The sequence below is a fragment of the Pseudooceanicola endophyticus genome (assembly GCF_018760365.1).
Lineage (GTDB): Bacteria > Pseudomonadota > Alphaproteobacteria > Rhodobacterales > Rhodobacteraceae > Pseudooceanicola > Pseudooceanicola endophyticus.
Map to the genome: position 1 here is coordinate 282,546 of NZ_JAHIAB010000004.1, position 25,236 is coordinate 307,781.

Here is a 25,236-nt window from a genome sequence, read left to right on the forward strand (position 1 = left end):
GGGGGCAGGCCGGCCAAGGAAGGTCCCGGCCGGCCCGCGTCCTCAGCGCAGGCCGAAGATGTTGCGGATCGCGTTCTCGATCACCTGGTCGATGCGCTGACCGCCGCCACCGCCATTGCCGCTGTCGGCGACGGTGCGGCTGGGGGCGGTGGGCTCCGGGTGCAGCATCGGCAGCGGGCGCACCGGCTGGCCCTGTTCGACGCGGCTCATCACCTCGTGGAAGATCTCGGCGGGCAGGCCGCCACCGGTGACGCCGGTCAGCGGTTTGTTGTTGTCGTAGCCCATCCAGACGCCGACCACGTAATCGGCGGAGAAGCCGATGAACCAGGCGTCCCGCGCGCTGGAGGTGGTGCCGGTCTTGCCGGCGATCTCGCGGTCGGGAAGCCCGGCGCGCTGGCCGGAACCGCGCAGCACCACCTGGCGCATCATGTAGATCAGCTCGCGTGCGGCATCCTGGCGGATCACCCGTTCGCCGATGCCCCCTTCGGAGCCCATCAGCGGCGTGTTGTCGCCCTGCAGCTTCACCGATTTCACCCCGTAGGGCGTCACCGAGGAGCCGCCGTTCAGGATGCCGGCATAGCCGCCGACCATCTCGATCAGGGTGCTTTCCGAGGCGCCGAGCGCCAGCGCCGGGCCCTTGGCCAGGTCGGACTGGATGCCGAAGTCCTCGGCCACCTGGCGCACCTTGTCCAGGCCGACGGCCTCGGCGACGCGCACCGCCGGCACGTTCAGCGATTTCGCCAGCGCGGTCTCCAGCGTCACCGGGCCGCTGAAGGTGCGTTCGTAGTTCTCCGGACTCCAGGGGCCGGAGCCGGGGATGTTGATGGTCAGCGGCGTGTCCTGGACGATGTCGTCGTAGTGGTAGCCCAGCTCAAGCGCGGTGGCGTAGACGAAGGGCTTGAAGGACGAACCGGTCTGGCGCAGCGCCTGGGTGGCGCGGTTGAAGACGCCGCCACCGCGCACATTGCGCCCGCCCACCATGGCGCGCACGGCGCCGTCGGCGCTCATCACCACGACGGCGGCCTGGGCGTTGGAGCCCTCTTTCACCTTCTGGTCGAAGATATCGGTCAGCGCGGTGTCGGCGGCCTTCTGGATGCGGGCATCGTAGGTCGTGGAATAGACCACGTCCTCGGTGGTCTTGGTGCCCAGGGAATCGGGCACGGAGGACATCACCCAGTCGGCGAAATAGCCGCCCGAACCGGTGCGGGCCTGGGCGGCAAGCTCGGCGGGGTGGGCGCGGGCCTCGGCGACCTGGGCCGCGGTCAGATAGCCCTCTTCCTTCATCAGGCCGACGATCACGCTGGCGCGGTTCTGGCTGCGGGCCAGGTCGTTGGTGGGCGCATAGCGCGTCGGCGCGGCCAGCAGGCCCGCCAGCATCGCGGCCTCGGCCGGCGACAGGGTCTTGGCGGAATGGCCGAAGTAGCGCTGGCTGGCGGCCTCGAAGCCGCGGGTGCCCTCGCCCAGGTAGGCGCGGTTCATGTAGATCGTCAGGATCTGGTCCTTGGAATAGCGCATCTCCATGCCGACGGCATAGACGGCCTCCTTGGCCTTGCGCCACAGGGTGGTTTGGCGGCAGTCGGCCTCGTAGGCGTGCTCGTTCTTCCACTTCTTCGGGTCGTAGGGCTCGCCCATGCACAACAGCTTGGCGGTCTGCTGGGTGATGGTGGAGCCGCCGTGGCCCTCCAGCGGGCCGCGCCCCTCGCGCAGGTTGATGGCGATGGCGCCGATGATGCCGCGCGGGCTGACGCCGAAGTGATGGAAGAAACGCCGGTCTTCGGTCGAGACGATGGCATGGACCAGGTTCGGCGATACCGTCTTGGCATCGACCACGCCGCCGAACTGCTCTCCGCGCCAGGCGAAGGCATGGCCCTGGTCGTCCAGCATGGTCACGGAGCCCTTGGCCCGCCCGTCATAGAGATCGGAAGCCGGCGGCAGCGTGATCGCCACGTAGCAGGCCGAGATCACGATGGCCGCGACGAAGAAGGCGGCCAGCCGCCAGGACAGCCGCCAGACCAGCGACAGCACCAGCCGGAACGGCCAGAGCACCGCCGAGAGGAACTGGCCGAAGGGGCCGCGCGGCGGACGGCGACCGCCCCCGCCGCCCCCGGAGGCCTTCCGGGCGGTTTTCTTCGGGGGGGATTTGCGGGGGGGCTGTTTCGACGCCTGCGCCTTTTTCGGGGGGCGGGAGCCCCCGCCGCCCCCGCCGCCCGCGGCGCTGCCGCGGGGCTTGGAGGCGGGGCGGGTGCCGCCGGAATAGCGCTTGTCCGCCACCAGAGGCGGCTTTTTGCGTCCTGAATCGCTCATGTCTTGCCTGCTCGCAGTTTTCTGCTTTCGCGGGAAGGTACAGCTTTCCCTTCCGGTTGTAGACCCTTCCCAGGCGGATATGGATCAAATTTGACCGTCCGACACCCCCTGCGGGAGATGATCAAAATCTAAGCCGCTCCTGCGAATGTGATTGACGGGAAGGCGGGTGCTGATCAAACCCACTGGTCAAGGCCCGCCCGGCACCCGCATTTCGGGAATGCATGGGGTGATCCTGCGCGCCGGAGCGTTCTGCCGTGCCGGGGGCCTGATCAAAGGAAGGGGACAGCCGTGAAACTGATCATTGCGACAATCAAGCCGTTCAAGCTGGAAGAGGTCCGCGAAGCGCTGACCGAAATCGGCGTGCGGGGCATGATGGTGACGGAAATCAAGGGCTTCGGCTCTCAGTCGGGACATACGGAGATCTATCGCGGCGCAGAATACGCGGTGAACTTCGTGCCCAAGATCAAGCTGGAAATCGGCGTCACGGACGGGCTTGCCGACCAGGTCGTCGACACGATCACGAGCACGGCAAAGACCGGCAAGATCGGCGACGGCAAGATCTTCGTCCTGGACATCGCCCAGGCGGTGCGCGTGCGCACCGGCGAGACCGACGAAGACGCATTGTGATCATCTGGACAGGGAAAGGGAACTCTTGATGAAATCTGTGATGAAATTGGGGACGCTGGGCGCGCTGCTGGCCGCCGTTCCCGGCCTGGCGATGGCGCAGGACGCCGCCGCGGCCACCGTCGACAAGGGCGACGTGGCCTGGATGATGACCGCCAGCGCGCTGGTGCTGTTCATGACCATCCCCGGCCTGGCGCTGTTCTACGGCGGCCTGGTGCGCGCCAAGAACATGCTCTCGGTGCTGATGCAGGTGTCGCTGATCGCCTGCCTGATCATGGTGATCTGGGTGCTCTATGGCTATTCCATGGCCTTCGGCGGCGGCACCGGCCCGTTCTGGGGCGGCCTGGGCAAGGCCTTCCTGAAGGGCGTGACCATCGATTCCACCGCCGCCACCTTCACCGATGGTGTCGAGCTGCCGGAATATGTCTTCATCGCCTTCCAGATGACCTTCGCGGCCATCACCCCGGCGCTGATCGTCGGCGCCTATGTCGAACGCATCAAGCTTTCGGCGGTGCTGCTGTTCTCGGGTCTGTGGGCCACCTTCATCTACTTCCCCATCGCCCACATGGTCTGGGACGGCTCCGGCCTGATCTTCAACTGGGGCGCGATCGACTTTGCCGGTGGCACCGTGGTTCACATCAACGCCGGGATCGCCGCGCTGATGGTGGCGCTGGTGCTGGGCAAGCGCGTGGGCCTTGGCCGCGACAACATGGCGCCGCATTCCATGACCCTGACCATGGTCGGTGCCGGGATGCTGTGGTTCGGCTGGTTCGGCTTCAACGCCGGCTCCAACCTGGAAGCCACCGCCAATGCCACCCTGCCGCTGCTGAACACCTTCGTCGCCACCGCCGCCGCCGCGCTGAGCTGGTGCGCCTTCGAAGCCATGGGCCGCGGCAAGGCCTCGGGCCTGGGCGCTGCCTCCGGTATCGTTGCCGGTCTGGTCGCGATCACCCCGGCCTGCGGCACCATCGGTCCGGTCGGCGCGATCATCCTGGGCCTTGTCGTCTCCCCGATCTGCCTGTTCTTCGTGACCACCGTGAAGAACAGCTTCGGCTATGACGACAGCCTGGACGTCTTCGGCGTGCACGGCATCGGCGGCATCGTCGGCGCCGTGGGCACCGGCATCCTGACCTCCGCTTCGCTGGGGGGCCTGGGCTATGCCGATGGCGTCAGCATGGGCATGCAGGTCTGGATCCAGATCAAGGCGGTCCTGGTCACCATCGTGTGGTCCGGCGTCGGCTCGCTGATCCTGATCTACATCGTCAAGGCCCTCACCGGCCTGCGGGTCAGCACCGAGGACGAGCAGGTCGGCCTCGATCTGACGACCCACGGCGAAAGCGCCTATCACAGCTGAGGACGCCCGCGTCCCTCGGGCCCGTCCGGAGATCCGGGCGGGCCACCGCGCCCTCCGTGGGCGCCTCTCCGCTCCGGAAACCTGACTTTCCCGTCGGGAAATCGGTTTCACCGGGCGTCGCCGGAGCCTTCTCCGGTTGATGAAAAACTGTGCCGTTTTCCCAATACGGGCAAAAAAAAGGCAGGTTGCGCCCACTTTCCGCTGGTCAAGCGGATCTCTTCCTACGCATTCCGTTCGGGCACGGCTTAGCTAGCCGGTGCCAAAGGCGGGAGTCCGCGCGGACGGACACCCGGTCAAAGGAAGGGGATAGTAGTGAAACTGATCATTGCGACAATCAAACCGTTCAAGCTCGAGGAGGTCCGCGAGGCGCTGACCGAGATCGGCGTGCGCGGGATGATGGTGACGGAAATCAAGGGCTTCGGCTCTCAGTCGGGTCACACGGAGATCTATCGCGGTGCGGAATACGCGGTGAACTTCGTGCCGAAGATCAAGCTGGAAATCGGCGTCTCCGCGGCCATGGCAGACCAGGTCGTCGAAACGATCACGAGCACGGCGAAGACCGGCAAGATCGGCGACGGGAAGATTTTCGTGCTGGATATCCAGCAGGCGGTTCGGGTGCGGACCGGGGAAACCAACGAAGACGCGCTCTGAGCTGTTGGACAGGGGAAAGGAAATATCTTCATGAAAACCGTTACGAAACTGGGCCTTGCCGCGGCGCTTGTCGCACTGCCCAGCCTGGCCCTGGCCCAGGACGCCGACGTCACGCCGCCGAACGGCGACATCGGCTTCATCTTCACCACCTTCATGTTCCTGGTCACCGGTTTCCTGGTGATGTTCATGGGCTGCGGCTTTGCGATGCTGGAAGCCGGCCTGGTGCGTCAGAAGAACGTCACCATGCAGCTGATGAAGAACGTCGCGCTCTTCGCCTTTGCCGCGATCCTCTACTACCTCGTCGGCTACAATCTGATGTACCCGGGCGACGGCTGGTCGATCCCGAACATCCTGGGCGCCTTCTCGCTGACCTCGCTGGAGCCCGTCGGCCTTGACGGCGCAGAGCCGGACCTGACCTATGCTTCCGTCGGTTCCGACTTCTTCTTCCAGCTGATGTTCTGCGCCACCACCGCCTCGATCGTGTCGGGCACCCTGGCCGAGCGCATCAAGCTGTGGCCGTTCCTGGTCTTCATCATCCTGCTGACCGGCTTCATCTACCCGATCCAGGCGTCCTGGAAATGGGGCGGCGGCTTCCTCGACCAGATGGGCTTCCTCGACTTCGCCGGCTCGACCGTCGTGCACTCGGTCGGTGGCTGGTGTGCCCTGACCGGCGCCATCATCCTCGGGCCGCGTATCGGCAAGTTCAAGGATGGCCGCGTCAACCCGTTCCCGGGCTCCAACCTGCCGCTCGCCGTGCTGGGTACCTTCATCCTGTGGCTCGGCTGGTTCGGCTTCAACGGCGGTTCGCAGCTCTACATGGACACCGCGGGCAACGTGGCTGACATCAGCCGCATCTTCGCCAACACCAACACGGCAGCAGCCGGCGGTGCGGTTGCGGCGCTGATCCTGACCCAGATCATGTACGGCAAGGCCGACCTGACCATGGTGCTGAACGGCGCGCTGGCCGGCCTCGTGTCGATCACCGCAGAGCCCCTGACCCCCGGTCTGGGCGCGGCGACCATCATCGGCGCCATCGGCGGCATCCTCTGCGTCCTCGCGGTTCCGATGCTCGACAAGCTGAAGATCGACGACGTTGTCGGCGCGATCCCGGTCCACCTGGTCTGCGGCATCTGGGGCACCATCGCGGTCTGCTTCACCAACCCCGACGCCTCCTTCGGCACCCAGCTCTACTCGATCGTCGTGGTCGGTGTGTTCTGTGTCGTCGTCTCGGCCGTCATCTGGCTGATCCTGAAGGCCGTCATGGGCCTGCGCGTCACTGCCGAGGACGAGGTCATGGGCCTCGACATGGCAGAGCTGGGCATGGAAGCCTACCCGGAATTCTCCAAGGGCTGATCCCCTTCGGAGCATCCAAACGAAAGGCCCGGGAGAGATCCCGGGCCTTTTGCCGTTTCAGGGTCGTGACTTCAGGGCCGCGACTTCAGGGGGTGACCGGCTTTGGCGCGCCCGTCGCCATGTCGGTGCCGGTATAGGGCAGGCCGGCGGCCTTCCAGGCGCCGAAGCCGCCCTCCATATGGGCGATCATGGGCAGGCCGGCCTCAAGCGCGCGGCGCGCCACCTTGTCAGAGCGCATCCCCGATCCGCAGTGCAGCACGATGCGCTTGCTCTCCTGGCCGGGCAGGGTGGCGGGGGTGAAGAAGGACATCGGCATCAGCAGCGCGCCCTCGATATGTTCGAACATGTATTCCTGCGGCGTGCGCACGTCGATCAGCACGATCTGACCGGCCTGAAGCGCGGCCCGGACCTCTTGCGGGGTCCAGGTTTCCAGCGGCATGCCATTGACGGTTTCGGTCTTCATGAAGTCCTCCTGGGCTTGCCCGGGGCCGAACTGCCCGTTTCCTGATCGCCCTGCGCCCCGGGGGCCGTGAGGCGACCCTGCGCGGCCTTTCCCAGCCGCGGGGGATATGCGAAGGAACAGATCGGCCTTCCGGCGTGGTGCTGACATTCCTGTCCGTGAATGCACGCCTTTGCAAGGCAGGCGAGGGTTTGCCGCAGATCGCGTTTCGTGATCCATTCGGCGAGAGAGAGATATCGGGGAACAGGGACAGATGTATGATTGGGCCGCCCTCGGGGCGTGGATCGAATTCGCGGTGCGCTGGCTGCATGTGATCACGGCGATCGCATGGATCGGGTCGTCGTTCTACTTCATCGCACTGGACCTGGGGCTGCACCGGGACCGCAACCTGGCCTCGGGCGCGGATGGCGAGGAATGGCAGGTGCACGGCGGGGGCTTCTACCACGTGCAGAAGTACCTGGTGGCGCCGGCGCAGATGCCCGACGACCTGATCTGGTACAAGTGGGAGGCCTATTCGACCTGGCTGTCGGGCTTCGCGCTGCTGTGCCTCGTCTATTACATGGGCGCCGATTTCTACCTCGTGGACCCGGCGGTCCTCGATATCCCGACCGGCTGGGCGATCGTGATCTCGATCTGCTCCCTGGCCTTCGGCTGGCTGGTCTACGACCGGCTCTGCAAGTCGAAGTTCGGCGATGACAACACCCGGCTGATGCTGGGCCTTTACGTTCTGCTGGTGTGCCTGGCGTATTTCTACACCCATGTCTTCTCGGGGCGGGCGGCGCTGCTGCATCTGGGGGCCTTCACCGCCACGATCATGAGCGCGAACGTCTTCATGATCATCATGCCGAACCAGCGCGTCGTGGTCGCCGACCTGAAGGCGGGGCGCAAGCCCGATGCCAAGTATGGCAAGATCGCCAAGCAGCGTTCGACCCACAACAACTACCTGACGCTGCCGGTCATCTTCATGATGCTCAGCAACCACTACCCGCTGGCGTTCTCGACCCAGTACACCTGGATCATCGCCAGCCTGGTGTTCCTGATGGGCGTGACGATCCGGCATTTCTTCAACTCGATGCATTCGCGCCAGGGGATGCCCTACTGGACCTGGCTGGTCACCGCGCTGATCTTCATCCTGATCGCCTGGCTGTCGACCGCGCCGCTGTTCTTCCACAAGGACCAGGAGCAGGTCAGCGAGAACCTCAAGCACTTCACCGAGGCGCCGGGCTACACCGAGGTGCATGACATCGTGATGGGCCGCTGTTCGATGTGCCACGCCAAGGAGCCGGGCTATGACGGCATCCTCTGGGCGCCGAAGGGCGTGCGGCTGGACACGGATGCCCAGATCGCCCGCAATGCCCGGATGATCTACCTTGAGGCGGGCCTCAGCCATGCCATGCCGCCGGCCAATGTCAGCTTCATGGAAGATGCGGAAAGAAAGAAGATCCGCGACTGGTACGCGGCGGCGACCAAGGGATGACGCCCGGGGAATGACTGGGGAAGGGGCCTTCGGGCCCCTTTTTCACGCCCGGTCTTTCACACCCAGTCGGTCGGCTGCGTCGCGTAGGCCACGTAGAGCGGATGGCGCGGCTCGCCGTCCTTGGTCAGCCCCAGATGCGCCAGACGACGCCCGGTGCCCTTCAGCAGCGCCTTCACCTCTGCCCCGCGCCCCATGTGGCTGCCGTGCACGCCCCAGCCGCACAGGATCAGGCCGTCGGGGCCGATCCAGTCGGCGGCCTCCCGCAGCAGGCGGTCGTTCTCGGGTCCGATGGGTTCGGAGGCCTTCTTCAGCAGGGCCGGAGAGGTCTCGCGCCAGGCAAAGAGGTTGCAGACCCGGAAGCCGCCATAGCCCAGCGTGCGGGCGCGGCGCTCGCAGCGCTCGACGGTGGGGTCGTTCTGGGTCTCGGTGGCGGTCGAGGGGTTCAGCATCACGTAGAGGATGCGCGCCCCCTCGGCCCATTCCCGGCTGAGCGCGTAGCGGTAGCGTTCGCAGGGGGAATAGAGCGCCGCGCTCCGGGCATCGCCCTTCAGGAAGCGGCGCTCGGTGATCATTGCTCTTCGGAGAGGTTGAAGACCCGGCTGGGGTGCAGGGCCCCGGCGCGGAACTGGCCGACCGCGACCGGCACGCCGTTGTGGCTGGCCCAGCAATCCTCGCCGTAATCCACCCCCGAGGCGATCACCATGCCGGGGTTGCCGTGGCGCATCTTGGCGGCGCCCTCCGAGGTGGCGGCGACATGGGGCAGGTCGGTCAGGCCCAGCTCCAGCGGCAGCAGGTGCTGATCCAGCTCGGGCGTGCGCGCCAGCTCCTCGATGGTGGCCAGAGAGACGCCCTTGTCGGCCTCGAACGGGCCGGACCAGACGCGGCGCAGGTTGCGCACATGGCCGAAGCAGCCCAGCTTCTCGCCCAGATCGCGGGCGATGGAGCGCACGTAGCCGCCCTTGCCGCAGACCATCTCCAGCGTGATGTGATCGGCGTCGGGGCGTTCCAGCAGGATCAGGCTTTCGACGAAGAGCGGCCGCGCCGCGATCTCGAACTCCTCGTCGTCGCGGGCCAGCTTGTAGGCGCGCTCACCGTCGATCTTCACCGCCGAGAACTTGGGCGGCACCTGCATGATGTCGCCGACGAAACCGTGCAGGGCCTCCTTGATGGCGGCGTCCTCGGGGCGGGCGTCGCTTTGCGCGATCACCTCGCCCTCGGCGTCATCGGTGTTGGTGGCCTGCCCGAGGCGCACGGTGAAGACATAGGCCTTCAGCGCGTCGGTGATGTAGGGCACGGTCTTGGTGGCCTCGCCAAGCGCCACGGCCAGGACGCCGGTGGCTTCCGGGTCGAGGGTGCCGGCATGGCCGGCCTTGTTGGCGTCGAAGGCCCAGCGGACCTTGTTGACCACGGCGTTGGAGGTCAGGCCCGCGGGCTTGTCCACCACGATCCAGCCCGAGATGTCGCGTCCCTTGCGCCTGCGTCCCATGTCGCGTCCCCTGAGAATGCTGCCCTAGAAGGCCGTCCCTCTAAAGGGGCGGGTCGTTCGGGTCAACTCAGTTCGAGGGGGTCTCGGGGTCGCTGTCGGGCTTGTCGACGACGACGCCGACGATCGGCCCCATTTCCTGACCCCAGTCGTTGCGCCCGAGCTGCGGCGCATAGAGCCGCGAGATGTTGCCATCGAAATAGAGCGCCTGCGGCAGTTCCAGCCGGTCGCGGAAGAAGCTGGCGAATTCGTGGAAGGTCACGGGCTGGCGCGAGATCACGAAGACCGCCTTGTCGCCGGATTCGGTGACGCCGACGCCGTTGCGGATGTAGCGCGAGGTGCTGTCGGGGTTGAAGGCGGGGTGCAGCTTGCCGTCGATGACCAGCATCGGCCCGGACTGGGTGGCGTATGTGCAGTTCAGCTGGTCGCGTTCGGCCTGGTAGCGCAGGGTCTCGACGACGCGGGCCTTGCCGGGGGTCAGGCAGAAGACGCCGTTCGGCAGCAGGCCGAAATTCCCGGGACCGGCATTGGGGATGACCTGCTTCAGCTCCTTGCCGTTCTCGATGTAATGGCCGACGGGGCTGCGGTCCTCGTGGTACATGCCGGCGTTCATGGCAAAGCCGAGGGTCTTGCCCTCGACGCCGAGGCGGGCATTCAGCGCGTCGAATTCGCCATAGGGCGCGCCGCCGGGATCATAGAGGAAGAGGCGGAGGTCGTCCTTGGCGGGATCGACCTCGCAGAGGGCGTAGCGGGTGCCGTTCCAGGTCTCGTTGCGGCACTCCAGCGCCATGGCGGGCATGGGAAACAGCGGGGCCAGCAGCGGCGTCAGCCCGAGGGCGAGGAGTGCGGCGCGCAGGAGCATTCCCGCTCAGCCCTCGTCCTCGTCGAAATCGTCCTCGGCGCCGTGGATGTCGCGCTGGACGGTTTCATCCGAGAACAGGCGGCGCGTCTCGTCCAGCCGGTCGAAGGTCTCGTCCGGGCGGAAACGCAGGTCGGGGGTGAACTTGAGGTTCAGCTTGCGCCCGATGGCGCGGCGCATCTCGTGCTTGTTGCGCTTGAGCAGCTGGATCGCCTCGGTGACGTCGCCACCGCCCAGCGGCATGACATAGGCCGTCGCGATCTTGAGATCGGGCGAGCAGCGCACCTCGCCCACGGTGATCGACAGGCGATTCAGCTCGGGGTCGTGGATGTCGCCACGTTGCAGAAGCTCCGAGAGGCCACGGCGAATGGTCTCGCCGACGCGAAGCTGACGCTGGGAGGGGCCGGGCCCGTCATGGAACTTGTTCTTGCTCATGGGCTGCATCTAGAGGTTTGCAGGGGTTTTGCCAAGTGGAGAGCGCGTGCGGGGGGCGCTGCCCCCATCCCGCTGCGCGGGATTCCCCCGGCATATTTGAGGAAAGATGAAAGGGGTGGGGTGGCGAGGGGGGACCTGCCGGGATATTCAGCGGGAAAACCGGAGGGTCGAGATGAACGAGAAACCTGGAATCGTGATCACCGGCGCGGCGGGCCGGATGGGCCAGATGCTGATGCGCTGCGTGCTGGAGAGCGACGCGGTGCGCCTGGTGGGGGCCGTGGTGCGCCCGGGCCATCCTTGGGTCGGCCGCGACGTGGGCGAGGCGATGGGCGGCACGGCCGTCGGCGTGGTGGCGAGCGACGATGCGCTGGAGGCGTTTTCGAAGGCGCAGGCGGTGATCGACTTTACCACCCCGGCGGCGACGCTGGAATTCGCCGCCCTGGCGGCCCAGGCGCGTGCGGTGCACGTGATCGGCACCACCGGCTTTGCCCCCGAGGAGATCGCCGCGCTGGAGCCCGCTTCGCGCCACGCGGTGATGGTGCGCGCCGGCAACATGAGCCTGGGGGTCAACCTGCTGGTGCAGCTGGCCAAGCAGGTGGCGGCGGCGCTGGACGAGGATTTCGACATCGAGGTGGTCGAGTATCATCACCGCCGCAAGGTCGATGCGCCTTCCGGCACCGCGCTGATGCTGGGCGAGGCCGCCGCCGAGGGCCGTGGTGTCGAGCTGGCGCAGGTCGCCGACCGGGGCCGTGACGGCATCACCGGAGCCCGCGAGCGCGGTCATATCGGTTTTGCCGCCGTGCGGGCGGGCGGCATCGTGGGCGAGCATGACGTGCTCTTCGCTTCTGAATCCGAGCGGGTGATCCTGCGCCATGTCGCCGAGGACCGTTCGGTCTTTGCGCGTGGCGCCATCAAGGCCGCGCTCTGGGGGCAGGACAAGGGCCCGGGGGCCTATGACATGCTGGATGTGCTGGGGCTGAAGCCCGGGGCCTGAGGCCCGGCAAGCGGCGGCGGGTCCTGCAAAAAATATGTTCACCTTGCAGGTTTTGACCGCCGGGTGGATTGATTTTCCGGTGGTTTCGTGGATGGTCGGGACATGCTTTCCCGACCCTCCGCCCGCCCGCTGCCCGTGACCTTCCTGATCGGGACCATGCTGTTCAGCGTGCTTTGCGCGGCCCCGCTGGCCGCCAAGGGGTTCCGACAGATCGAGACGCGCTCGGATTTCCTGGCGCTGGTGGACGGGCATGTGCTGTGGTCGCTGGGGCTGTCGATGCGGCTGCACGCCAACGGCAACCTGCGCGGCAAGAGCCTGGGGCGGCGGGTCACCGGGCGCTGGCACTGGAAGGACGGGCTGTTCTGCCGCACCATGAGCGCCGGTGATGATACCCTGCCGATGAATTGCCAGAGCGTGAAGACCCTGGCCAACACCCTGCGGTTCACCGCCGATGCCGGCAAGGGCCGAAAGCGCGATTTCGAGATCCGCTAGGGGCGGCGATCAGGCGATCAGGCGATCAGAAGTCGATCGCCAGGCCCTTCTTCTCCCAGTCGCCGAAGCGGGCGGGGTCCAGCCCGTCGCGGCCACCGTATTCGCGCGGCGCGGCGTCGGAGGCGGCCTCGGCGGCGGCGCGGCGTTCGGCGGCCTCGGCCAGGGCGCGCTGCGCGGCGGGGGGCAGATCGCTGAGCGGCGTGCCCGAGGCGGCGCGCGGGGTGGCGTCTTCCTGCGGGGCGGAATCGGGGATGAGATCGTCCTGGGACATGACGGTTCCTTTCGGCTTCGCCGACATGGCGGTTCCTTTCGGCTTCGCCCATGATATACGCGCGCCCTGTGCCTTCGCAACCTGACCCGGACCCCGACATGCCTGCTCCCCGACGCCCCCGTACCCCGAATGCGCGCCCCCAGGCGGCGCCCAAAGCCGACACCCGCCGGGCGCCCTCGGCGCGCGGTGCCGCGCTGCGGATGCTGAACGAGGTGCTGGGCGAGGAGCCGCGGCTTCTGGCCGACCTCTCGGATGCGCCCTGGGCCGCGGGCATGGCGGGGGCCGACCGGGCCCGCGCGCAACGGCTGGCCGCCGAGACCCTGCGCGGTCTGGAACGCTGCGACCGGCTGCTGGCGAAGCACCTGAAGAAGCTGCCGCCGCTGCCGGTGCGCAACGTCCTGCGCATCGCCACCTGGGAGCTGGCCCATGGCGAGGCCGCCCATGGCGTGGTCAACGATGCGGTGAACGCGGTGTCGCGGATGCCGCGCCAGGGGCATCTGAAGGGGCTGGTCAACGCCGTGCTGCGCAAGATCGCCGATGAGGCGCCCTCCGAATGGCCGAAGCTGCGCGCGCCGCGTCTGCCCGACTGGCTGCGCGAGCCGCTGGTTGCGGCCTATTCCAGCGCGCAGATGCTGGCTTTCGAGGCCGCCCATGCCGCCGGCGCGCCGCTGGACCTGACGCCGCGCGATCCGGCGCAGGCTGCCGACTGGGCGGAAAAGCTGGGCGGCGTGCTGCTGCCCACCGGATCGGTCCGGCTGGCGGAGGCGGGGCAGATCTCGGCGCTGCCGGGATACGAGGAGGGCGCGTGGTGGGTGCAGGATGCCGCCGCCGCCCTGCCGGTGAAGCTGCTGGCCCCCAAGCAGGGCGAGAAGATCCTGGATCTGTGCGCCGCGCCCGGGGGAAAGACCCTGCAGGTCGCCGCCGCCGGGGCCGAGGTGACGGCGGTGGACCTGTCCGCCCACCGTCTGAAACGGCTGGAGGCGAACCTGAAACGCACCGGGCTTAAGGCGACCGTCATCGCCGGCGACGCGATGGAGCACGAGGGGCGCTATGATGCGATCCTGCTGGATGCGCCCTGTTCGGCGACCGGCACGATCCGCCGCCACCCCGATCTGCCGCACGCCCGCGACGGCGCGGAAATCGGCGACCTGATCGGCCTGCAATCCTTCATGATCGACCATGCGCTGAGCCTGCTGAACCCCGGCGGGCGGCTGGTCTTCTGCACCTGCTCGCTGATTCCCGACGAGGGCGAGTGCCAGATCGAGGAGGCGCTGGAACGTCATCCGGACCTGCGCGTCGATCGCAGCGCGCTGGAACGTCCCGGCATCGACCCGGCCTGGATCACCGAAGAGGGCGGGCTGCGCCTGACCCCGGATCTGTGGCCCGATCTGGGCGGCATGGATGGCTTCTACATGGCGGTGCTGACCCGCTGATCGGCGCCTTGATCCCTATTGTGACATGACAGCGGCGGGGCCGCAGGCTAGGCTTCGTGCAGGCGCCGGAAGAGTGCCGCCCGAGCGAGCGAGGCCCCGATGTCCAGATCCAAGACCCTCCCCCCGGGGGGAACCGCCGTTGGTGCGCTGAACCGGCTTCAGGCCTGGCGCGCCACCCGGGGCCACCCGGTCAGCGCGTTGATTTCCCAGCCCGAACCGCGCAGCACCGGCAGCTATGCCCGGGGCTTTGCGCTGTTGCAGGGCAACTACCTGTTCTCGGCCCAGATCCCGACCGGGCCGGGGACGCTCTGGCAGGTCGAGGCCCCCGATGCCGCCTTCCTGGACGAGATCCACGGCTTTGCCTGGCTGGATGACCTGGCCGCCGTCGGCAGCCCGCCGGCGCGGGATCTGGCGCAGCGCTGGATTGCCGACTGGTTCGACCGCTACGGACGCGGACAGGGCCCGGGCTGGCGCCCCGAACTGGCCGGGCGGCGGCTGATCCGGCTGGTGCATCACGCGCTGTTCCTGCTGCGCGGGCAGGGCGCCGAGGCGCAGAACCTCTATTTCGAGGGGCTGGCCCGCCAGACCCTGTTCCTGGCCCGCCGCGCCCGTTCTGCCCCCGAGGGGCTGCCCCGGTTCGAGGCGCTTTGCGGGCTGGTCTGCGCCGGTCTGGCGCTGGAGGGGATGGAGGCGCGTGCACTGGCCGGGATCGCCGCGCTGGAGCGAGAGGCGGCGGCGCGCATTGGCGCCGAAGGCCAGATCCCTTCGCGCAACCCCGAGGAACTGCTTGAGATCTTCTGCCTGCTGACATGGGCCGCCGCGGCGATCGAGGCGGCGGGCCGTCCGCCCGCCCCGAAGCTTCAGGCGGCGATCGTGCGCATCGCGCCGGTGCTGCGGCGGCTGCGCCACGGCGATGGCGGGCTGGCACGCTTCCATGGCGGTGGGCCGGGGATCGAGGGGCGGCTGGACCAGGCGCTGCGCGACAGCTGCGTGCCGGCGCGGCTGTCTTCGGGGATGGCCATGGGTTATGGCCGGCTTCAGGCGGGGCGCACCGATGTCATCGTCGATGCCGATCCGCCCGCCGCCGGAGAGGCCGGGGCGCAGGCCCATGCCTCGACCCTGGCGTTCGAGCTGACCTCGGGCCGCCGGCCCGTGGTGGTCAGCTGCGGCACCGGGCGCAGCTTTGGCGATGACTGGCGCCGCGCCGGGCGCTCCACCCCCAGCCATTCGGTGCTTTGCCTTGATGGCGCCTCTTCCTCGGTGCAGGCGGCGCGGAGCGAGACCCTGGCCGAGATCCCCCGCCACACGCCGCACACGCTGGAGGAGGTGTCGGGCGGGATCTGCTTCGAGGGCGCCCATGACGGCTACCAGAAGCGCTATGGCCTGACCCATGCCCGCAAGCTGACCCTGTCGCGCGATGGCCGCAGCCTGAGCGGCGAGGATCTGCTGCTGGCGCTGAATGATGGCGGCAAGCGCCGCTTCGACCGCGCCTCGAAGGCGGCGTCGCGGCTGGGCGTGCCCTGGCGGCTGCGCTTCCATCTGCATCCCGACGTGCGCCCCGATCTGGACCTGGCGCGCAACAGCGTCACGCTGACGCTGCTCAGTGGCGAATCCTGGGTCTTCCAGCCGGTCGGGCGCTTTGAGCTGACGGTAGAGCCCTCGGTCTGGCTGGAAAGGGGGCGGCTGAAGCCCGCCAGTACAAAACAGCTGGTTCTCTCCGGGCGCGCAATGGAGTATGCGACGCGCATTCGCTGGTCTTTCGCCAAGGCAGAGGGTACTCCCCTCGCCATCCGGGACGTCCCCGAGGAGGAGGCGGAGGCGCCCGCGACCGAAGTGACCTGACCTGTAACGCTGCCTGGACCTGACCCAATGACCGATACCCTCGCACTTCATCCGGTGCGCCGCGCGCTGATTTCCGTTTCCGACAAGACCGGCCTCGTAGAGCTGGCCAAGGCGCTGACCGAGCGCGGGATCGAGCTTCTGTCCACCGGCGGCAGCGCGGGGATGCTGCGCGAGGCCGGCCTGACCGTGAAGGACGTGGCCGAGGTCACCGGTTTCCCGGAAATGATGGACGGTCGCGTCAAGACGCTGCACCCCAAGGTCCATGGCGGCCTGCTGGCGCTGCGCGACGACCCGACCCACGTTGCGGCCATGGAAGCCCATGACATCGGTCCGATCGACCTGCTGATCGTGAACCTCTACCCGTTCGAGGAAACCGTCGCGAAGGGTGCCGACTACGACACCTGCATCGAGAACATCGACATCGGCGGCCCGGCGATGATCCGCGCGGCGGCGAAGAACCACAAGTTCGTCAACGTCGTGGTGGATACCGAAGATTACGCGGCCCTGCTGGCCGAGCTGGACGCCCATGACGGCGCGACCTCCTACGCCTTCCGTCAGAAACTGGCGCAGACCGCCTATGCCCGCACCGGCGCCTATGACGCCGCCGTGTCGACCTGGATGGCCGATGCGCTGAACGACGCCGCGCCGCGCCGCCGCGTCTTCGCCGGCACCCTGGCGCAGACCCTGCGCTACGGCGAGAACCCGCACCAGTCGGCTGCCTTCTACACCGATGGCTCGGCCCGTCCGGGGGTTGCCACCGCGACCCAGGTGCAGGGCAAGGAACTGTCCTACAACAACATCAACGACACCGATGCCGCGTTCGAGCTGGTCTCGGAATTCCTGCCCGCCAACGGCCCGGCCTGCGCAATCATCAAGCACGCCAACCCCTGCGGCGTGGCGCGCGGCGAGACCCTGCGCGAAGCCTATACCAACGCCTTCGACTGCGACCGCACTTCGGCCTTCGGCGGCATCATCGCGCTGAACCAGCCGCTGGACCTGGAAACCGCCGAAGAGATCTCCCAGATCTTCACCGAGGTGATCATCGCGCCCGGCGCCGATGAGGCCGCCAAGGAACTGCTCTCGAAGAAGAAGAATCTGCGCCTGCTGCTGACCGACGGTCTGGCGGATCCGAAGACCGCGGGCCTGATGGTCAAGCAGGTCTCGGGCGGGATGCTGGTGCAGGACAAGGACTCGGGTCATATCGACATGGACGACCTGAAGGTCGTGACCAAGCGCAAGCCCTCGGACAAGGAAATGGCCGACCTGCTGTTCGCCTGGAAGGTCGCCAAGCACGTGAAGTCCAACGCCATCGTCTACGTCAAGGACGGCGCGACCGTGGGTGTGGGCGCCGGCCAGATGTCCCGCGTCGACAGCTGCCGCATTGCCGCGCGCAAGGCGCAGGACATGGCCGAGGCGATGGGCCTTGCCCAGCCGCTGACCATCGGGTCGGTCGTTGCCTCGGACGCGTTCTTCCCCTTCGCCGACGGTCTGCTGACCGCAGCCGAAGCCGGTGCCACGGCGGTGATCCAGCCGGGCGGCTCCATGCGCGACCAGGAAGTCATCGACGCGGCGGACGAGGCAGGTCTGGCCATGGTCATGACCGGCATGCGCCACTTCCGCCACTGAGGCCTGGATGCGCATCGTCACCCTGACGGCCTTTCTGTCGATCCTCCTGGACCAGGTGACCAAGATCATCGTGGTTCAGGGGCTCGACCTGGAAAGCAAGCTGAGGATCCCGGTCATCGACGGGTTCCTCAGTTTCCGCATGGCCTGGAACGAGGGCATCAACTTCGGCCTTTTCGCCGGCAGCGGCAGCCAGAATGCCCGCTGGATCCTGATCGGCGTCGCGGTGGTGATCTGCCTGGCGGTGCTCTACTGGGTGCGGCGCCAGCGGCCGGGCACCTGGGGCCAGGTGGCCGCCGGGCTGATCATCGGCGGCGCGCTCGGAAACGTGATCGACCGGCTGTGGTATGGCGCGGTGGCGGACTTCCTGAACGTCACCTGCTGCGGCATCGTCAATCCCTTTGCCTTCAACGTGGCGGATGCGGCGATCTTCCTCGGCGCCGTGCTGCTGGTGCTGATGCCTGCCCAGAAAGGGGCGTGACCTCGGCATGGGGATGCGATACTCCTCGCCCGAAACAAGGAGGCTGCCGATGAGAATGGCAACGGGTCTTGCGCTGGCAACGGTTTGTGCGCTGGCGGCCTGCGGAAGCGACCGCGACATCAGCATGCGCAAGTTCCACAAGACCAGCGCCGGTCCTGAGGAATTCGACGTCCTGCCCACAAAGGACCTTGAGCAGCCCGCGAATTACACCACCCTTCCGGTGCCCACGCCGGGCGGCGCGAACCTGGTGGACCAGACGCCGCGCGCGGATGCTGTGACGGCGCTTGGGGGCAAGGCTTCGGCGCTGGTCGATGCCGGGCGGGTGCCTGCTTCGGACACGGCGCTGGTGACCTATGCGTCCCGCGACGGCATCGATCCCTCGATCCGTCCGACGCTTGAGAAGGAAGACACCGCCTTCCGCCGCAAGATGTCGCGCTTCGGTTTCCTGAACATCCTTGGGATCGACCGCTACTACGAGGCCTACAAGGACCAGACGCTGGACGCCCAGAAGGCTGCGGCGCGCGCCCGGGCTGCCGGGATCGAAACCCCGACCTCGCCGCCCGGCGACGGATCGACCCCGGCCATCCTGCTGCCGCAGGACCGCAGCGTGTCCCCGGAAATCACCGAATCCGGCAGATGATCGAAGGAGGGCCCTGGCCCTCCTTTTCGCTTTTCGGGGGGCGTTGGGGCTGCAATTGCGGATTGTGCCGACGCTTCACGATACCACCATCGGATCAACACATCGCGGTGAGAAGTGCCGCCCTCCCTTGCGGGCGGCCCGCCGCGACGTATCTTTCCCCAAAGTTCGTTCAGACGAGAGGAGGGCGCATGTACTTGCGGCTCGTTGCCGGGGCCCTTGCCCTGGCCGTTGTGACCGGCCCGGCCCGTGCGGCAGACACGGCGGATCAGGTCACGGATTTCAAGCTCGATAACGGCCTCGAGGTGGTCGTGATCGAGGATCACCGGGCCCCGGTCGTCGTCCAGATGGTCTGGTACAAGGTCGGCGCCGCCGACGAGCAGCCCGGCGTCTCGGGCATCGCCCACTTCCTGGAACACCTGATGTTCAAGGGCACCGACACCATGAAGGCCGGAGAGTTCTCGGCCACGGTGGCGGCCAACGGGGGCTCTGACAACGCCTTCACGACGCAGGATTACACGGCCTATTTCCAGCGCGTCGCCGCCGACCGGCTGCCGCTGATGATGAAGATGGAATCCGACCGGATGACCCATCTGAAGCTGACCCCCGATGTCGTCGACACGGAGCGCCAGGTGATCCTGGAAGAGCGCGCCATGCGCATCGACAGCAATCCCCAGGCGCTGTTCGGCGAACAGCTGAACGCGGCGCAATACCTCAACAGCCCCTACGGCATCCCGGTGATCGGCTGGCGCCAGGAGATGGAGAAGCTCTCGCTCAAGGAGGCGACGGACTTCTACCACAAGTACTACGCGCCCAATGACGCGGTGCTGGTGGTCGCGGGCGACGTGACGCCCGACAAGGTGAAGGAACTGGCCCAGAAGTACTATGGCCCGATCCCCGCCAATCCCGATCTGGGTCCCCGGATGCGCCCGCAGGAGCCGCCGCAGCTGGCCGAGCGTCGCCTGACCATGCGCGATGCCCGCGTTGCCCAGCCCTACGTGACCCGCAGCTACCTGGCGCCCGAGCGCGACGCGGGCGACCAGCAGAAGGCCGCCGCGCTGACGTTGCTGTCGGGGCTGCTGGGCGGCACCACCGGCAAGCTTTACGAGGATCTGGTGGTGAAGCAGAAACTGGCGGTCTACGCGTCGTCCTACTACAGCGGCACCAGCTACGACGACACCACCTTCGGGGTCTATGGCGTGCCCGCCCCGGGCGTCACGCTGGAACAGCTTGAGGCGGGCATCGACAAGGTGCTGGCGCAGTTCCTGAAGGACGGCGTCAACCAGGAGGATCTGGACCGGCTGAAGATGCAGATTCGTGCCGGGCAGATCTATGACCGCGACGACGTGGACGGGCTGGCCCGCATGTACGGCGCCGCGCTGACCTCGGGACTGACGGTCAAGGATGTGCAGGACTGGCCGGAGATCCTCGACAAGACCACGCCCGCGCAGATCCTTGCGGCCGCGAAAGAGGTGCTGAACCGTGACCATTCGGTCACCGGCTACCTGACCCCGCCCGATTCCGACACCGGCACCGACGCGCCCGCCCGCGTGGCCGCGCCCACTTCCGGGGAGCTGACCCGATGATCCGTTTCGTTCTGCCCGTCCTGTTTTCCCTCGTGGCGCTGCCGGCGCTGGCCGAGGTGCATATCCAGAAGGTCACCAGCCCCGGCGGCATCACCGCCTGGCTGGTCGAGGAACATTCGATTCCCTTCACCGCGCTCGACATGCAGTTCGCCGGCGGGGCCTCTCTGGACCTGCCCGGCAAGCGCGGCGCCACCAACCTGATGACCGGCCTTCTGGAAGAGGGCTCGGGCAAGATGGACAGCCAGCAGTTCGCCAAGGCCGAGGACGACCTGGCCGCAAGCTTCAACTACGATGTCGGCGACGACACGCTGTCGGTCTCGGCCCGCTTCCTGAGCGAGAACCGCGACAAGGCGGTCGACCTTCTGCGTCAGTCCCTGGTGGAGCCGACCTTCCCGCAGGATGCCATCGACCGGGTGCGCGAGCAGGTGCTTTCGATCATCGCGTCCAACAAGCAGGATCCCGGCAAGATCGCCTCGACGACCTTCGACAAGGAGGCCTTCGGGGATCACCCCTATGCCACCTCGCTGAACGGCACCGAGGAAAGCGTGAAGGCGCTGAACCGCGACGACATCGTGACCGCTTGGAAGAACGTCATGGTGAAGGACCGGGTGAACATCGCCGCCGTCGGTGACATCACCCCCGAACAGCTGGGCAAGCTGCTGGACCGGCTGCTGGGCGATCTGCCCACCGGCGGCGCGGCGCTGCCCGGCGATGCCAAGCTGACGCTGACGCCCGGCGTGACGGTGGTGCCCTACGACACCCCCCAGGCCCAGGTGATCTGGGCGCAGAAGGGGCTGGACCTGAACGATCCGGACTTCTTCCCGGCCTATATCCTGAACACCATCCTGGGCGGCGGCAGCTTTGAAAGCCGGCTGATGAAGGAGGTGCGCGTCAAGCGCGGCCTGACCTACGGCGTCTATTCCTACCTTGTGGACCGCGATCACGCGGACCTGTGGATGGGGTCTGTCGCCTCCTCGAACGACAAGGTCGCCGAGGCGATCAAGGTCATCAAGGACCAGTGGGGCGAGATCGCGAAGAATGGCGTCACCGCCGAGGAGCTGGCCAATGCCAAGAAGTACATGACGGGCGAATACCCGCTGCGCTTCGACGGCAACGGCACCATAGCCTCGATCCTGGTGGGGATGCAGCATGACGGCATGCCGATCGACTACCCGGCGTCGCGCAACGACAAGATCGATGCGGTGACCCTGGCCGACGTGAACCGGGTGGCGAAGGAGTACCTTGATCCCGACAAGCTGCGCTTCGTCGTGGTGGGCCAGCCCGAGGGGCTGAAATCCACCGACTGAGGTGGAGGCCGGATGATTGGGGGCGCCCGGGGAGAGAGATCTTCCCGGGCGTTTTGCGTCGGGCGGGGGAGGGGGCTGTCGGCCCCCTCTGGCGTCCCTGCGGGCCGCCATTCACCCCCCGAGGATATTTCCGGCCAGATGAGGGAGCCGGGGACGCGGGGGAAGGCAGCCGATCGGGGGGGCTGGCCTTCAAGCTTCTGCGATTTTTTGTGCGTTCGCCTTTCGCATGTGGCAGACATGGGATTATTGTTGCTACGTCGAAGCAACGGGAGATCCCAAGAGTGCCAGCAAGGCGCCGGGGCTCCGAATGAGGCAAGCAGCTTGGAGGCTGAATACATGACATCCCGGACCCTTGCGGCCGCAGCGGCCCTCGCGCTGATGGCAGGCGGAGCCCATGCACAACAGGAGAGCGACAATCGCGTGTCCGTCCAGACGGACTGGAGCGTGTTCGAGGATTCCAACCCCAAGGAATGCTGGGCGGTGTCGGTCCCGAAGAAGACGGTGAATACCAAGGGCGGCAAGCCCGTGTCGGTGTCGCGCGGCGAGATCCAGCTGATGGCCTTCTACCGGCCCGGTTCGAACGTCAGCGGCCAGCTGGCCTTTACCGGTGGCTACCCGTTCGAGGGCGGCTCCACGGTGAAGATCTCGGTCGGCAACAATTCCTTCGATCTCTATACCGAGGGCGAATGGGCCTGGCCGGCGGGTCCGGGCGACGATGCCAAGATCCTGGCCGCGATGCGCGGCGGGGCCGAGGCGGTGCTGACCGGCCATTCCAGCCGCGGGACGCAGACCCAGGATACCTTCTCGCTCATGGGGTTCACGGCAGCCCTGGAAGAAGCCGGGAAACGCTGCAAGTAAGCCCGGAGCTGGGCTGAAGGCGGCCGGAAACAGGTGGGGGGCGTCATGCGTGACGCGCCCTGTTTTCATGTGCGGACGAATCCGCTATAACCCCTGACCTTGAGCAGGAGCCGCCACCGATGAGCCAGACCCCCACCGCCCCGATCACCCAGGATGTCATGACGATCCCCCGGAAGCTTCCGGAGGGGGCGGCGAACCTTGTGGGCATGACGCGGGAGGGCATGCGCCAGGCGCTGCTGGATGCGGGCACGCCCGAAAAGCAGATCAAGATGCGCCTCAACCAGGTGTGGCAGTGGGTCTACCACTGGGGGGTGCGCGACTTCGACCAGATGACCAACCTGGCCAAGGATTACCGGGCGTTGCTGAAGGATCACTTCGTGATCGAGCTGCCCGAGATGGTCTCGAAGCTGGTGTCGGAAGACGGTACGCGGAAATATCTGGTGCGGATCGCCGGCGGTCACGAGGTCGAGGTGGTCTACATCCCCGAGGAAGATCGCGGCACGCTGTGCGTGTCGTCGCAGGTCGGCTGCACGCTGACCTGTTCGTTCTGCCACACGGGGACGCAGAAGCTGGTGCGCAACCTGACGCCCGGAGAGATTGTCGGCCAGATCATGCTGGCGCGCGATGACCTGGACGAATGGCCGACCCCCGGCAAGCCGAAGGACGAGACACGCCTTCTGTCCAACATCGTTCTGATGGGCATGGGCGAGCCGCTCTACAATTTCGAGGGCGTGCGCGATGCAATGAAGATCGCCATGGATGGTGAGGGGATTGCGCTGTCGCGTCGCCGCATCACGCTCTCGACCTCGGGGGTTGTTCCCGAGATTGCTCGCGCGGCCGAGGAAATCGGCTGCCTGCTGGCGGTGTCGTTCCACGCCACCACCGACGAGGTCCGCGACAAGCTTGTGCCGATCAACAAGCGCTGGAACATCGAGACGCTGCTGGCGGCGCTGAAGGAATATCCGCGCCTGTCGAACTCCGAACGGATCACCTTCGAATACGTGATGCTGAAGGATGTGAACGACAGCGACGAGGATGCGCGGCGTCTGGTGCGTCTGATCTCGGGGATTCCGGCGAAGATCAACCTGATCCCGTTCAACGAATGGCCGGGGTCGCCCTACCAGCGCTCGGACTGGACGCGGATTCGCAAGTTTGCCGACATTATCCACAAGGCGGGCTACGCCTCGCCGATCCGCACGCCGCGGGGCGAGGACATCATGGCGGCCTGCGGGCAGCTGAAGTCGGCCACGGAACGCGCGCGCAAGTCGCGTGCCGAGATCGCCCGCGAAGCGGGTCTCTGATCGGGAACGTAAGGGGGGCTCTGCCCCCGTCGGCCTCTGGCCGACTCCCCCGGGATATTTTCAGCCAGATGACGGGGAGGGGGCGCTCTTTATCATCTGGCCAAAAATATCCCCGCCGGAGGCTCGGCCCGGTACGGGTCGAACTTCCAGAGGTTTATTTGCCGAGACGCCCCGCTCCGACACGGCTGAGCCCCAGCAGGAGCGCCGCCGTGCCGAGACAGGCGGGCAGTCCGCCCAGCTGGTAGCTGAGTCCCGACAGCAGCGTGCCCAGAAGCCGGCCGGCGGCATTCGCCATGTAGTAGAAACCCACATCCATGGTCACGCGCGCGCCGCTGGTGAAGGCGAGGATCAGGTAGGAGTGCAGGGCGGAGTTCACGGCGAAGAGGGCTCCGAATCCCAGCAGGCCCAGGGCCAGAGTGGCGGTTAGCCAGGGGGCGGGGGTCGGCGCCAGGGCCACCAGCAGCGCCAGTATGAGCGGGATCGCGATCAGGGCGGTGACCCAGTGGCGGGTGGCGGCGATGATCTGCCCCTGCGGTCGCGTCGCGGCGCCCAGGAATTTCGGCGCCAGGGCCTGCATGGCGCCGTAGAGGATCGTCCAGACCGCCATGAAGCTGCCGATTGCGAAGAAGGCCGTGCGGTCCCCGGCGGCGCTGCCGTCCGAGAGCACGGCGTAGAAGTAGATCGGGATGCCCACCACGAACCAGACATCGCGGGCGCCGAAGAGGAAGACCCGGGCGAAGCTCAGCCAGTTGATGTCGGGGTTGCGGGAGAAGACGTCGGTGAATTTCACGCCCTTGCGGCCCTTCGGCAGGCCCTCGGGCATGCGCCAGGCGACGGCGGCGAGGATTACGGCCAGCACCCCCGCCATGGCCAGCAGCGAGGCGGTGAAGCCTGCCAGCGCCAGCAGGCCCGCGCCCAGCAGGAAGCCCGCGCCCTTCACCGCGTTCTTCGAGCCGGTGAGCAGCGCCACCCAGCGGAACAGGCTGCCGTTGCCCTGCGGGGCCAGCAGCTTGACCGCAGACTTGGAGCTCATCTTGGCGAGATCCTTGGCGACGCCGCTGGCGCCCTGCACCGCCATCACATAGGCGACCGAGGTGCCGAGCGCCCAGCCGGGATCGAGACGGGTGAGGGCCAGAAGCGCCAGCACCTGAAGGGCCAGCCCCGCGTAGAGCGTCTTCGTCAGCCCGAAGCGGGCGGCGATCCAGCCGGCGCAGAGATTGGTGAGGATGCCCGCGACCTCGTAGAGAAGGAAGAGATAGGCGAGCTGTACCGGAGAGAAGCCGAGGGTGTGGAAATGCAGCAGCACCAGCATCCGGAGCGCGCCGTCGGTCAGCATGAAGGCCCAGTAGGCGGCGGTGACCGCGACATAGGCCTGGAGGGCGCCTCTGGCGGGCGGGGTGTCTGTCATCGG

General features: G+C 67.2%; 24 protein-coding genes. 16 read left to right on the forward strand and 8 right to left on the reverse strand.

What is annotated here, in order from left to right:
• Positions 1 to 42: 42 nt before the first annotated feature.
• Positions 43 to 2,304, reverse strand: coding sequence for a transglycosylase domain-containing protein (locus KM176_RS09710; protein WP_215558773.1), 2,262 nt, complete (start codon positions 2,302 to 2,304; stop codon positions 43 to 45).
• Between the two features lie 288 nt (positions 2,305 to 2,592).
• On the opposite strand from KM176_RS09710, the gene KM176_RS09715 reads away from it, so the two are divergent.
• The 4 genes from KM176_RS09715 to KM176_RS09730 all read left to right on the forward strand — a co-directional run bounded on the left by KM176_RS09715 (position 2,593) and on the right by KM176_RS09730 (position 6,286).
• On the forward strand, positions 2,593 to 2,931 hold the full coding sequence (locus KM176_RS09715) for a P-II family nitrogen regulator (RefSeq protein WP_160895886.1): 339 nt from the start codon (positions 2,593 to 2,595) through the stop codon (positions 2,929 to 2,931).
• A gap of 28 nt (positions 2,932 to 2,959) precedes the next feature.
• A complete protein-coding gene (locus KM176_RS09720) occupies positions 2,960 to 4,282 on the forward strand; it encodes an ammonium transporter (protein ID WP_160895885.1) in 1,323 nt (440 codons plus the stop codon).
• Between the two features lie 312 nt (positions 4,283 to 4,594).
• Entirely contained in the window at positions 4,595 to 4,933 is a 339-nt protein-coding gene (locus KM176_RS09725) for a P-II family nitrogen regulator (protein WP_160895884.1), read from the forward strand.
• A 30-nt stretch (positions 4,934 to 4,963) separates the two neighbouring features.
• On the forward strand, positions 4,964 to 6,286 hold the full coding sequence (locus tag KM176_RS09730; RefSeq protein WP_160895883.1) for an ammonium transporter: 1,323 nt from the start codon (positions 4,964 to 4,966) through the stop codon (positions 6,284 to 6,286).
• Positions 6,287 to 6,371: 85 nt separating this feature from the next.
• Here the strand turns inward: KM176_RS09730 and KM176_RS09735 are convergent, their stop codons facing one another.
• A complete protein-coding gene (locus KM176_RS09735) occupies positions 6,372 to 6,749 on the reverse strand; it encodes a rhodanese-like domain-containing protein (protein WP_160895882.1) in 378 nt (125 codons plus the stop codon).
• 250 nt (positions 6,750 to 6,999) lie between these two features.
• On the opposite strand from KM176_RS09735, the gene KM176_RS09740 reads away from it, so the two are divergent.
• The gene (locus KM176_RS09740; RefSeq protein ID WP_160895881.1) at positions 7,000 to 8,223 is read left to right on the forward strand and encodes a urate hydroxylase PuuD; all 1,224 of its coding nucleotides are present in this window, start codon (positions 7,000 to 7,002) and stop codon (positions 8,221 to 8,223) included.
• 56 nt (positions 8,224 to 8,279) lie between these two features.
• On the opposite strand, the gene KM176_RS09745 is transcribed toward KM176_RS09740, so the two are convergent.
• The 4 genes from KM176_RS09745 to rbfA all read right to left on the reverse strand — a co-directional run bounded on the left by KM176_RS09745 (position 8,280) and on the right by rbfA (position 11,000).
• Entirely contained in the window at positions 8,280 to 8,795 is a 516-nt protein-coding gene (locus tag KM176_RS09745; protein ID WP_160895880.1) for a DUF1643 domain-containing protein, read from the reverse strand.
• Positions 8,792 to 9,709, reverse strand: a complete 918-nt coding sequence (gene truB / locus KM176_RS09750) for a tRNA pseudouridine(55) synthase TruB (protein ID WP_160895879.1) — start codon at positions 9,707 to 9,709, stop codon at positions 8,792 to 8,794. Before truB ends, KM176_RS09745 begins: the two co-directional genes overlap by 4 nt.
• A gap of 67 nt (positions 9,710 to 9,776) precedes the next feature.
• On the reverse strand, positions 9,777 to 10,568 hold the full coding sequence (locus KM176_RS09755; protein ID WP_202397949.1) for a phosphodiester glycosidase family protein: 792 nt from the start codon (positions 10,566 to 10,568) through the stop codon (positions 9,777 to 9,779).
• Positions 10,569 to 10,574: 6 nt separating this feature from the next.
• Positions 10,575 to 11,000, reverse strand: coding sequence for a 30S ribosome-binding factor RbfA (gene rbfA / locus KM176_RS09760; RefSeq protein ID WP_160895878.1), 426 nt, complete (start codon positions 10,998 to 11,000; stop codon positions 10,575 to 10,577).
• Between the two features lie 172 nt (positions 11,001 to 11,172).
• Between rbfA and dapB the strand changes: the two genes are divergently transcribed.
• The gene (gene dapB / locus KM176_RS09765; protein WP_160895877.1) at positions 11,173 to 11,994 is read left to right on the forward strand and encodes a 4-hydroxy-tetrahydrodipicolinate reductase; all 822 of its coding nucleotides are present in this window, start codon (positions 11,173 to 11,175) and stop codon (positions 11,992 to 11,994) included.
• Between the two features lie 102 nt (positions 11,995 to 12,096).
• Complete coding sequence (locus KM176_RS09770; protein ID WP_160895876.1) at positions 12,097 to 12,486, forward strand: hypothetical protein; 390 nt, start codon at positions 12,097 to 12,099, stop codon at positions 12,484 to 12,486.
• A gap of 25 nt (positions 12,487 to 12,511) precedes the next feature.
• Here the strand turns inward: KM176_RS09770 and KM176_RS09775 are convergent, their stop codons facing one another.
• Positions 12,512 to 12,757: a DUF1674 domain-containing protein gene (locus KM176_RS09775; RefSeq protein WP_160895875.1), complete on the reverse strand. Its 246-nt coding sequence runs from the start codon at positions 12,755 to 12,757 to the stop codon at positions 12,512 to 12,514.
• A 98-nt stretch (positions 12,758 to 12,855) separates the two neighbouring features.
• Here KM176_RS09775 and KM176_RS09780 point away from each other — a divergent pair, with 98 nt between their 5' ends.
• From KM176_RS09780 to rlmN, 9 genes are all read left to right on the forward strand, one after another.
• Positions 12,856 to 14,190, forward strand: coding sequence for an RsmB/NOP family class I SAM-dependent RNA methyltransferase (locus tag KM176_RS09780; protein ID WP_160895874.1), 1,335 nt, complete (start codon positions 12,856 to 12,858; stop codon positions 14,188 to 14,190).
• Between the two features lie 99 nt (positions 14,191 to 14,289).
• Positions 14,290 to 16,032 carry a heparinase II/III family protein gene (locus KM176_RS09785; RefSeq protein WP_160895873.1) on the forward strand — a complete coding sequence of 581 codons (1,743 nt, stop codon included), beginning with the start codon at positions 14,290 to 14,292 and terminating at the stop codon, positions 16,030 to 16,032.
• A gap of 27 nt (positions 16,033 to 16,059) precedes the next feature.
• Positions 16,060 to 17,658, forward strand: coding sequence for a bifunctional phosphoribosylaminoimidazolecarboxamide formyltransferase/IMP cyclohydrolase (gene purH, locus KM176_RS09790; protein WP_160895872.1), 1,599 nt, complete (start codon positions 16,060 to 16,062; stop codon positions 17,656 to 17,658).
• A 7-nt stretch (positions 17,659 to 17,665) separates the two neighbouring features.
• Positions 17,666 to 18,136, forward strand: coding sequence for a signal peptidase II (lspA, locus tag KM176_RS09795; RefSeq protein ID WP_160895871.1), 471 nt, complete (start codon positions 17,666 to 17,668; stop codon positions 18,134 to 18,136).
• Between the two features lie 49 nt (positions 18,137 to 18,185).
• Positions 18,186 to 18,776: a DUF3035 domain-containing protein gene (locus KM176_RS09800; protein ID WP_236045242.1), complete on the forward strand. Its 591-nt coding sequence runs from the start codon at positions 18,186 to 18,188 to the stop codon at positions 18,774 to 18,776.
• Between the two features lie 188 nt (positions 18,777 to 18,964).
• Entirely contained in the window at positions 18,965 to 20,359 is a 1,395-nt protein-coding gene (locus KM176_RS09805; protein WP_160895870.1) for a M16 family metallopeptidase, read from the forward strand.
• Entirely contained in the window at positions 20,356 to 21,666 is a 1,311-nt protein-coding gene (locus KM176_RS09810; protein WP_160895869.1) for a M16 family metallopeptidase, read from the forward strand. The genes KM176_RS09805 and KM176_RS09810 overlap by 4 nt, the downstream gene beginning before the upstream one ends.
• A gap of 336 nt (positions 21,667 to 22,002) precedes the next feature.
• Entirely contained in the window at positions 22,003 to 22,524 is a 522-nt protein-coding gene (locus KM176_RS09815) for an invasion associated locus B family protein (RefSeq protein WP_160895868.1), read from the forward strand.
• A 119-nt stretch (positions 22,525 to 22,643) separates the two neighbouring features.
• Entirely contained in the window at positions 22,644 to 23,825 is a 1,182-nt protein-coding gene (gene rlmN / locus KM176_RS09820; protein ID WP_160895867.1) for a 23S rRNA (adenine(2503)-C(2))-methyltransferase RlmN, read from the forward strand.
• Positions 23,826 to 23,979: 154 nt separating this feature from the next.
• Here rlmN and arsJ read toward each other — a convergent pair whose 3' ends face one another.
• Complete coding sequence (gene arsJ, locus KM176_RS09825) at positions 23,980 to 25,233, reverse strand: organoarsenical effux MFS transporter ArsJ (RefSeq protein WP_160895866.1); 1,254 nt, start codon at positions 25,231 to 25,233, stop codon at positions 23,980 to 23,982.
• Between the last annotated feature and the right edge of the window lie 3 nt (positions 25,234 to 25,236).